This window comes from Streptomyces sp. H27-D2, from assembly GCF_035828615.1.
In the GTDB taxonomy this organism is placed as follows: Bacteria; Actinomycetota; Actinomycetes; order Streptomycetales; family Streptomycetaceae; genus Streptomyces.
On the sequence record NZ_JAYMZR010000163.1, the window covers coordinates 1 to 8,685 of the forward strand.

At 74.2% G+C, this 8,685-nt stretch carries 7 protein-coding genes and 1 pseudogene; 5 read left to right on the top strand and 3 right to left on the bottom strand.

Going from position 1 to position 8,685, the window contains the following annotated elements; genetic code table 11:
• Together QMK28_RS32905 and QMK28_RS32910 are read right to left on the bottom strand one after the other, a co-directional pair.
• Window positions 1-268 (bottom strand): annotated as a pseudogene (locus QMK28_RS32905) (hypothetical protein); the annotation flags it as partial.
• A gap of 345 nt (window positions 269-613) precedes the next feature.
• Window positions 614-1,432, bottom strand: a complete 819-nt coding sequence (locus tag QMK28_RS32910) for an alpha/beta hydrolase fold domain-containing protein (protein ID WP_326443361.1) — start codon at window positions 1,430-1,432, stop codon at window positions 614-616.
• A gap of 272 nt (window positions 1,433-1,704) precedes the next feature.
• On the opposite strand from QMK28_RS32910, the gene QMK28_RS32915 reads away from it, so the two are divergent.
• Both QMK28_RS32915 and QMK28_RS32920 read left to right on the top strand, forming a co-directional pair.
• Window positions 1,705-2,490, top strand: coding sequence for a VOC family protein (locus QMK28_RS32915; protein ID WP_326443362.1), 786 nt, complete (start codon window positions 1,705-1,707; stop codon window positions 2,488-2,490).
• A gap of 206 nt (window positions 2,491-2,696) precedes the next feature.
• The gene (locus tag QMK28_RS32920; protein WP_326443363.1) at window positions 2,697-4,088 is read left to right on the top strand and encodes a hypothetical protein; all 1,392 of its coding nucleotides are present in this window, start codon (window positions 2,697-2,699) and stop codon (window positions 4,086-4,088) included.
• A 170-nt stretch (window positions 4,089-4,258) separates the two neighbouring features.
• Here QMK28_RS32920 and QMK28_RS32925 read toward each other — a convergent pair whose 3' ends face one another.
• The gene (locus tag QMK28_RS32925) at window positions 4,259-5,284 is read right to left on the bottom strand and encodes a helix-turn-helix transcriptional regulator (RefSeq protein WP_326443364.1); all 1,026 of its coding nucleotides are present in this window, start codon (window positions 5,282-5,284) and stop codon (window positions 4,259-4,261) included.
• A gap of 232 nt (window positions 5,285-5,516) precedes the next feature.
• On the opposite strand from QMK28_RS32925, the gene QMK28_RS32930 reads away from it, so the two are divergent.
• The 3 genes from QMK28_RS32930 to QMK28_RS32940 form a co-directional block, all read left to right on the top strand.
• Entirely contained in the window at window positions 5,517-6,521 is a 1,005-nt protein-coding gene (locus QMK28_RS32930; protein WP_326443365.1) for an NADPH:quinone oxidoreductase family protein, read from the top strand.
• On the top strand, window positions 6,518-7,729 hold the full coding sequence (locus QMK28_RS32935; protein ID WP_326443366.1) for an acyl-CoA dehydrogenase family protein: 1,212 nt from the start codon (window positions 6,518-6,520) through the stop codon (window positions 7,727-7,729). The genes QMK28_RS32930 and QMK28_RS32935 overlap by 4 nt, the downstream gene beginning before the upstream one ends.
• Before the next feature lie 92 nt (window positions 7,730-7,821).
• The coding region (locus QMK28_RS32940) for an acyl-CoA dehydrogenase family protein (protein ID WP_326443367.1) at window positions 7,822-8,685 on the top strand (864 nt) is incomplete at its 3' end.

Genomic DNA, 8,685 nt, shown 5'->3' on the forward strand with positions numbered 1-8,685 from the left:
GGCGGGAGTGCGGGCAGCCGCCGATCTCCACGCGGGCTGACGCGCCGCCGCTGCCCGCGCTCGCCTCGATGCGCGGACCGCCGCCGGGCCCTGGGGGCAGGCTGACCCGTACGCCCCTGCCGTCCATCTCCACCAGCCCGCTGGGCAGCGGGCCGGGTATCCGCGCGCTCTGTCGCACGGTGGACGGCGTCGGCGCCGGTTCGCCCGGCGCGACGGCCACAGCCGCCCAGGCCGCTGCCCCCGACACCAGCGCGACCAGCGCGGCCACGATCCCCGCACGTGTCCATCGCCGTAGGGCCGACCGGGTTGCATACCATGTGTTCACGCGGCTGATCTTCCGTCACCTGTGGTGCGGGTGAGCGGATCTCCGGTGAGGTTCCCTCAATAGGCTTATTTCTGCGGCAATTTGGTGCTTGACAGGCGCAAACGGGGAAGATACCCGCGCTCGGCGGATCAACCGGGGGACCGGCGGCGGGTCGACCGCGGGACCGACCGGCGGGCTGACCGCAGGGCCGACCGCCGGTCCGGTGACCCGGGCGCGTGGTCCCGCCCGCTGGTCAACCCGCCCGCTCAGCAAGCCGGCGGCGCGCCCGTCGGGCGAGCAGGCCGCCCGTCAGGCCAGCCGCGCGCGCAGGAAATCCGTGACGGCGTCCACCGCTTCGACCGCCTCCGGCAGCAGCGGCACTCCGAACTGCCAGCAGTGGGCGATGCCCGCCCAGGTCTGGAGGGTGCAGTCGCCCCCGGCCCGGTTGACGCGGTCCGCGAACCGCGAGGCGTCGTCGGCCAGGACCTCGTCCCGGCTCGCCTGGACGAGCAGCGGCGGCATCCAGGCCAGCGCCGCGTCCCCGGCGAACAGCGGGGACGCGGTGGGCGTACGCGGATCGGCGCCCGCCAGGTAGTCGGCCGCCGCCGATGCCAGGATCTCCCGGCTGAGCAGCGGGTCGGACGCGGCGCAACGGACGTACGAGTCCGCCGAGTTGGTCAGGTCGAGCCAAGGGGACAGCAGAACGACGGCGGCCGGCCGCGGCAGCCCCGCCGCGCGCGCCCGCAGCAGCATGGCGGCGGCCAGCCCGCCGCCCGCCGAGGCCCCGAGGACCGCGAGCCGCTCGGGCGCGACGCCGCGCTCCAGCAGTTCGGTGTACGCGGCGAGCGCGTCGTCGGCGGCCGCGGGGAACGGGTGCTCGGGGGCCAACCGGTAGGCGGGCAGCAGGTTCTCGGCGTCGCAGCCCGCCGCGAGGTACGAGGCGAGGCCGCCGGAGGCGGCCGGGTCGCCGGTGCGGTAGCCGCCGCCGTGCAGATGGAGGACGGTGCACGAGGCGCTGCCCGAGGCGGGACGCACCCGGAGCGCGGGCCGGCCGCCCAACCGGGTGTCGGACAGGCCGGCGCCGGGGGCGTAGGCGATGTCGGCCATTTCTTCGGACAACCGGGGCATGGGCGGGAGTCTCCTCTGTTGTCTGGTGTCGCGGTCCGTCCATCGCGGTCCATCCGTTGTGTTACGCGAGTCTCCCGGCGTTTGCCCCCGGTCAGCCGGGAAACGCGGGTTTCGCCACTGTGCCGCTCCTGTTCCGGTCGGCCCTGCCCGGAGGGAATGTGCGGGATAGACTGAAATCGGGTGTCCTGTCCGGGGGCGGCGCGCCATGCCTGAGTGGCGACGCGTCCGTCCAGCCCGGTGGCCGGGACGGAGTACTGCTGTGGAGGCATGTCATGCCCGAGGTAACTCGCCCGTACGAGCCCGGAGTCCCCTGCTGGGTCGATCTGATGGTCCCCGACCAGCAGGCGGCCCTCGACTTCTACCGTGACCTGTTCGGCTGGCAGGGGGAGATCGGTCCTGCTGAGAACGGTGGGTACGCGGTCTGTTCGCTGAACGGCAAAGCCGTGGCGGGCATCATGACCGCGATGTCGCCGGACGACCAGCCGCCGCCCCCGCCCGCGTGGACCACGTACCTGGCGTCCGCCGACGTGGATGCCTCCGCACAGGCGATCTCGAAGCACGGCGGCGCGGTGAGGACGCCGGCGATGGACGTGCTGACCCTCGGCCGGATGGCCGTCGCCTCCGACCCCACGGGCGCGGTGTTCGGCCTGTGGCACGCCAAGGACTTCATCGGCTCGCAGCTGGTCAACGAGCCCGGCACGGTGATCTGGAGCGAGCTGGACACCTCCGACCTGGACGCCGCCACGGCGTTCTACAGCGCCCTCGGCGTCGAGACCGCCCCGATGGACGGAGCGCCCGACTACTTCGCGCTCCAGGTCGCAGGCCGGACGATCGGCGGCATGCAGGGCCTCGACAAGATGCCGGAGGGCACACCCTCGCACTGGCTGACGTACTTCTCGGTCGACGACACCGACAGCACGGTCGACGCGCTGACCCGGGCCGGCGGCTCGGTGCTGATACCGCCGTTCGACATGGTGGCGGGCCGGATGGCCGTCGTGAAGGACCCGCAGGGCGGCCTCTTCGCCGTCATCAACGCGCGCCCGCCCGAGACCGGCTGAACCGGCTGGGACGAACCGGCTGGGACGCGGACCGCGCCCCACTCGTCGCGGACGGGTGGGGCGCGGATGCGTCGGCGGGGCGGGCCGGGCGGGGGCCGCGTGCCTGGGCGTGACGGCCGGTGCGACGGCCGCTGCGGTGGGCCGGGTCAGCCCGCTGGGACCTCGCGAAATCCGGGAAATATCCGCTTTCCGGTAACTTCGTAGGTATGAAGACCGCAGCCCGTCCTCTGTCGCTTCTGTCGCACCCGTCGCGCGGACCGGTGCTCGGGTGGCTGCTCGCCCTGGTCGCCGTCGTGGCCGCCGCGCTGCTCGCGCTGTCCGCCGCGCCCGCGTCCGGCGCGCAGTCCGCCACCGGCCCGCAGGCGGTGGCCGACGCGCTGCGCAAGGGGCCGGTCTATGTCGATCCCCGGGTCTCGGGGGAGCTGTCCGCCGCCGACGCCAAGGCGCTGGCGGAGAAGATCAAGGACGCGGACAAGCCGATCTTCGTCGCCGTGCTGCCCGACACCAAGGAATTCCCGCCGGGCACTCTGCTCCAGGACGTGCGCAACAACGTCGGGATCAGCGGTCTGTACGCCGTGCATCTGGGCGACGACGGATTCAACGCCGGTGCCGATGCCCGGGTGATGCCGGGCAACGCCGTGCGGAACCTCACCGGCGCGGTCAAGCGGGCCGACAGCGGTGACACCGACGCGCTGCTCAGTGACTTCGTCGACCAGGCGAGCAAGCAGGCGAAGGGCCGGGCGCCGGATGCCTGGGCGGGCGGCTCGAACGGCGACGGGGGCGGAGCCGGTGCGGCCATCGCGCTGGGCGCGGTCGTCGTGGTCGGCGGCGGCGGGGCGTACGCCGTGCTGCGGCGCAACCGGAAGCAGCGGGCCGAGCAGGAGCAGGCCGCGCTGGAGGCCATGCGGCCCCTGGTGGACGAGGACATCACGGCCTTCGGCGAGGAGCTGGACCGGATCGGCTTCCAGCCCGCCGAGCCGTCCGCCGACGACGCCATGCGGGAGGACTACGGGCACGCCCTGGACGCCTACGACCGGGCCAAGGCGGCCATGGCGGCGGCGGGCGGACCCGAGGACGTACGGGCGGTCACCGCGGCGCTGGAGGACGGCCGCTTCTCGCTGGCGACCCTCGACGCCCGTCGCGAGGGCGCACCACTGCCGGAGCGCCGGGCGCCCTGCTTCTTCGACCCGCGTCACGGCCCTTCGGTCGCGGACGCCCGCTGGGCCCCGGAGGGCGGCGCGGAGCGGGACGTGCCGGTCTGCGCGGCGGACGCCGCCCGGATCGCGGACGGCGAGGAGCCGCTGACGCGCACGGTGCAGACCTCGCAGGGCGAGCGCCCGTACTGGAACGCGGGCCCGGCCTACGGGCCGTGGGCCGGCGGCTACTTCGGCGGCGGCATGCTGCCCGGTCTGCTGGTGGGCACCATGCTCGGCAGCGCGCTGTCCTCCCCGGGCGCCTACGCGGGGGACATGCCGGACGGCGGTGACTACACCGGCTCCGACTTCAACCCCGACGACTTCGGCGGCGGGTTCGGCGGGGACGGCGGTGGCTTCGGCGGCGGTGGTGGCGGGGGCTTCGACGGCGGCGGTGGATTCTGAGCGGCGTGTTCGCTGGGCGGCGCGGCGCGGTGAGGGGCTGAGCCTTGCCGGCTCGTAGCGACTTCGGATCGGGCCGGGCTGCGGGCGGGCCGCCGCCGGGCGATGCCGCGCCCGCCGCCGACTTGGCGCGCAGGGTCGGGCCGTCAGCCGCCCGCCGTCGCCGCCAACTGTCAGTCGTCGTCCCGGAGGGGTCCCGCGCGGGTGCCACGCGAGGCGTCGAGGCGCGTACCCGGGGCGGTCGCGCCAGAGCCCGCGGTGTCAGAGCTTGCGGTGCCCGAGGCCGCAGTGCCCGAGCCCGCAGTGCCCGAGGCCGCCGCGCCGGCGTCCGCCGCACTCGGCCCCGCACTCGACCCCGCGCCCGACACCAACAGCCGCAGTGCCGCCTCCGACGGGGAGCCGGGCGGGGCGCTGTACATCATCACCCGGTGCCCGGAGTCGTCGAGGACGTCCATCATCTCGAAGTCCAGCTCCATCGCGCCCACCAGCGGGTGGTGGAATCCCTTCTTGCCGAACGTGCAGCCGCGCACCGAGTGCCGCGACCACAGGGCGGTGAACTCCGCGCTCTTCATGGAGAGTTCGCCGATCAACTCGGCCAGCTGGGTGTCGTCGGGGTGCTGCCCCGCGATCAGCCGCAGGGACGAGACCGCGCGCCGCGCCTCCTCCTCCCAGCGCGGGTAGAGCTCATAGGTGTGCGGGTCGAGGAAGAGCATCCGTTGCAGGTTGGGGCGCTCGGCGGGGTGGTCCGGGCCGTCCGCGGCGAGGTGGCCGCCGACCAGCGCGTGGCCCGCCGGGTTCCAGCCGAGCACCTCGAAGCGCCGCCCGAGGATCACGGCGGGCACCCCGTCCATCGCGGCGATCAGCTGCCGGGTGCCGGTCCGCGCGGAGTCAGGCCGTGCGGCGGGACGGCGCTTGGCCCGCGCCGGACGGGCGAGGGCGCGCAGATGCTCATGCTCGTCCCCGGTCAGCCGCAGCGCGCTCGCCAGCGCGTCGAGCACGCCGTCCGAGGCGTTGCCGCTCTGCCCCTGCTCCAGCCGCGTGTAGTACGCGACGCTCACTCCGGCGAGCTGCGCCAGCTCCTCCCGGCGCAGCCCCGGCACGCGCCGCCGGGCCCCGTACGAGACCAGTCCGACGTCCTCGGGGCGCAACCGGGCGCGGCGGGTGCGCAGAAAGTTCCCCAGCTCCGCAGGCGTGTCCATAGGGGCCAGTCTGCCGGAGCGGCGGGCGGTCCGGGAGCGCCGAGCCTGCCCCTGTCAGGGGCAGGACGCCCGGCTCCGGCGCCGGGGGCGGCTGTACGGGAGGGCTGTATGGGCAGCCGTACGGGATGGCGGTACGAGGGGGAGCGGCGGCGGGTATTCCCAGAAAGTGAGCGACCGCTTAGTATGTGGGCAGCTCAGGACCGACCGTACCCAGATGTGTGGAGGCCGTCAGGTGAAGGCATGGCGCGTACACGAGAACGGCGAACCGCGCGAGGTGATGCGCCTCGAAGAGGTGCCGGACCCGGTGGCGGTACCGGGCAGGCTGCTGCTGCGGGTGCTCGCGGCGAACATCAACTTCCCCGACGCTCTGCTGTGCCGGGGCCAGTACCAGGTGCGGCCGCCGCTGCCCTTCACCCCCGGGGTGGAGATCTGCGGTGAGATCGTGGCGGTCGGCGAGGGCGCGCGCGGTGCGGTCGGCGACCGGGTGCTGGCTCAACCGCCGGTCCCCGACGGCGGGTTCGCCGAACTGGTCGCCGTGGACGCCGCGACCGTACGGACCGCGCCGGAGGCCCTGGACGACGCCGAGGCCGCCGCGCTGCACATCGGCTATCAGACGGGCTGGTTCGGCCTGCACCGCAGGGCGCACCTCCAGGCCGGGGAGACCCTGCTGGTGCACGCGGCCGCGGGGGGCGTCGGCAGCGCCGCCGTGCAGCTCGGCAAGGCGGCCGGGGCGACGGTGATCGGGGTGGTCGGCGGCGAGCGGAAGGCCGAGGTCGCCCGGCAGCTGGGCTGTGACCTGGTGCTCGACCGCCGTACGGACGACATCATCGCGGCCGTCAAGGAGGCCACCGGCGGCCGTGGCGCGGACGTCGTCTACGACCCGGTCGGCGGCGACGCCTACGCCAAGTCGGTCAAGTGCGTCGCCTTCGAGGGCCGGATCGTGGTCGTCGGCTTCGCGAGCGGCACGGTTCCGAGCCCGGCCCTCAATCACGCCCTTGTCAAGAACTACGCGATTCTCGGGCTGCATTGGGGTCTTTACAACACCAAGGACCCGGCAGCGGTGCAGAGTTGCCATGAGGCGCTGACCGAACTCGCGGCCAAGGGCGCCATCAAGCCCCTGATCAGCGAGCGCGTCCCGATGGCCGAAGCCGCCGCCGCCGTACAGCGGGTCGCCGACGGCATCACCACCGGCCGCGTCGTCGTCGTACCGAACGTGCGCACAAAGGAGGCTCGATGAGCCGCGGACCGACACCGGAGGCCCCCGTCGTGGACGCGGACGAGCTGCGCCGCCGTACCGCCGCGCTGCTCGCCGAGCACCCGCCGGCCGGCGCCGACCGGCTCGACTTCCTGCGCGCCCGCTTCGACGCGGGCCTCGCCTGGGTGCACTTTCCCACCGGGCTCGGCGGCCTGGACGCGCCGCGCGCGCTGCAAGCCGTCGTGGACGACGTGTTGGCCGCCGCCGACGCTCCCGACAACCAGCCCCGGCGGATCGGCATCGGCCTCGGCATGGCCGCGCCGACCGTGCTGCACTTCGGCACCGACGAGCAGAAGCGGCGCTTCCTGCGCCCGCTGTGGACCGGCGAGGAGGTGTGGTGCCAGCTGTTCAGCGAGCCGGGCGCGGGCTCCGACCTCGCCGCGCTCGCCACCCGCGCCGTCCGCGACGGTGACCACTGGGTGGTGGACGGGCAGAAGGTGTGGACGTCCGGGGCGCACCAGGCGCGCTGGGCCATCCTCATCGCCCGTACCGACCCGGACCTGCCCAAGCACCGCGGCATCAGCTACTTCGTCTGCGACATGTCCTCACCCGGCGTCGAGGTCCGGCCGCTGCGGCAGATCACCGGCGAGGCCGAGTTCAACGAGGTCTTCCTGAGCGGCGTGCGCATCCCCGACGCGGACCGGCTGGGCGAGGTCGGCGAGGGCTGGCGGGTCGCCCAGACCACGCTCATGAACGAACGCGTCGCCATCGGCGGCGCCCGCGCCCCGCGCGAGGGCGGCATGATCGGCGTCGCCGCCGAAACCTGGCGCGGCCGACCGGAGTCGCGCACCCACGACCTGCACCAGCGGCTGCTGAGCCTGTGGGTCGAGGCGGAGGTGGCCCGGCTGACCGGCGAGCGGCTCGGGCAGCAGCTCGTCAAGGGCCGCCCCGGTCCGGAGGGTTCGGGCCTCAAGCTCGCCTTCGCCCGGCTCGCCCAGGAGATCAGCGCCCTGGAGGTCGAACTGCTCGGCGAGGACGGGCTGACCTACGACGACTGGACGCTGCGCCGCCCCGAAGGCGTGGACTTCACCGGGCGCGAGGCCGGCTACCGCTATCTGCGGGCCAAGGGCAATTCCATCGAGGGCGGCACCTCCGAGGTGCTGCTCAACATCATCGCCGAACGCGTCCTGGGTCTGCCGACGGAGCCGCGGACCGACAAGGACGTCCCGTGGAAGGACCTGCCGCGATGAAGTCGACGATGGGACGGGCCCGGCAGGCCGCGGGATCAGCGGGATCAGCGGCATCAGCTGGATCAGCGAAGAATTCGACGACAGGAGAGGCCGTGCCGGGCGCACCCGATCTGCTCTACTCCGAGGCCGAGGACGATCTGCGGGCGGCCGTACGGTCCCTGCTGGCCGACCGCTGCGATCCGGCCGCCGTGCTGGCCCGCACCGAGTCGCCCGAGGGCCCGTACGACCCGGCGCTCTGGCGGTCGCTGGCCGGTGAGATGGGCGCGGCCGGTCTGCTGGTCCCCGAGAAGCTCGGCGGGCAGGGCGCGAGCGCTCGGGAGGCGGCCGTGGTGCTGGAGGAGCTGGGCCGCAGCGTCGCCCCGGTGCCCTACCTCACCAGCGCGGTGCTCGCCGTGGAGACACTGCTCGGCTGTGACACGCAGGCGGAGCCGGTCGCCGGACTGCTCGCCGCGCTGGCCCAGGGCCGTACGGTCGGCGCGCTCGCCGTACCGCTGCCGACCGCGCCCGGACCGCTTCCCGAGCCGACCGTACGGGCCGACGCCGACGGCGTGCTCGACGGCCGGGTGAGCAGCGTCGCCGACGCGGCGGCGGCCGATGTGCTGCTGGTGCCCGCCCTGCGGCCGGACGGGTCGCTGGGGCTCTACGCGATCGAGACGGCGGCCGGCGGCGTCGGCGTCGAGCCGGTCGTCCCGCTGGACCTGACCCGGCCCATCGCCGGCGTCGTCCTGCACGGCGTGCCGGGCCGCCTGCTCGCGGATTCCGGTACGGCCTCCGACGCACTCGGGCGCGGACTGCTGGCCGGGGCCGGGCTGTTGGCCTCCGAGCAGTTGGGGCTCGCGGAGTGGTGTCTGCTGGAGACGGTGCGCTACACCGGCGAGCGCCACCAATTCGGCCGCCCTGTCGGCTCGTTCCAGGCGGTCAAGCACCGTTTGGCCGCTCTCTGGCTGGAGTTGGTC

Coding starts and splice junctions, on each gene's coding strand:
- QMK28_RS32910 (WP_326443361.1), bottom strand. CDS start 1,432: ATGCCCCGGTTGTCCGAAGAAATGGCCGACATCGCCTACGCCCCCGGC.
- QMK28_RS32915 (WP_326443362.1), top strand. CDS start 1,705: ATGCCCGAGGTAACTCGCCCGTACGAGCCCGGAGTCCCCTGCTGGGTC.
- QMK28_RS32920 (WP_326443363.1), top strand. CDS start 2,697: ATGAAGACCGCAGCCCGTCCTCTGTCGCTTCTGTCGCACCCGTCGCGC.
- QMK28_RS32935 (WP_326443366.1), top strand. CDS start 6,518: ATGAGCCGCGGACCGACACCGGAGGCCCCCGTCGTGGACGCGGACGAG.
- QMK28_RS32925 (WP_326443364.1), bottom strand. CDS start 5,284: ATGGACACGCCTGCGGAGCTGGGGAACTTTCTGCGCACCCGCCGCGCC.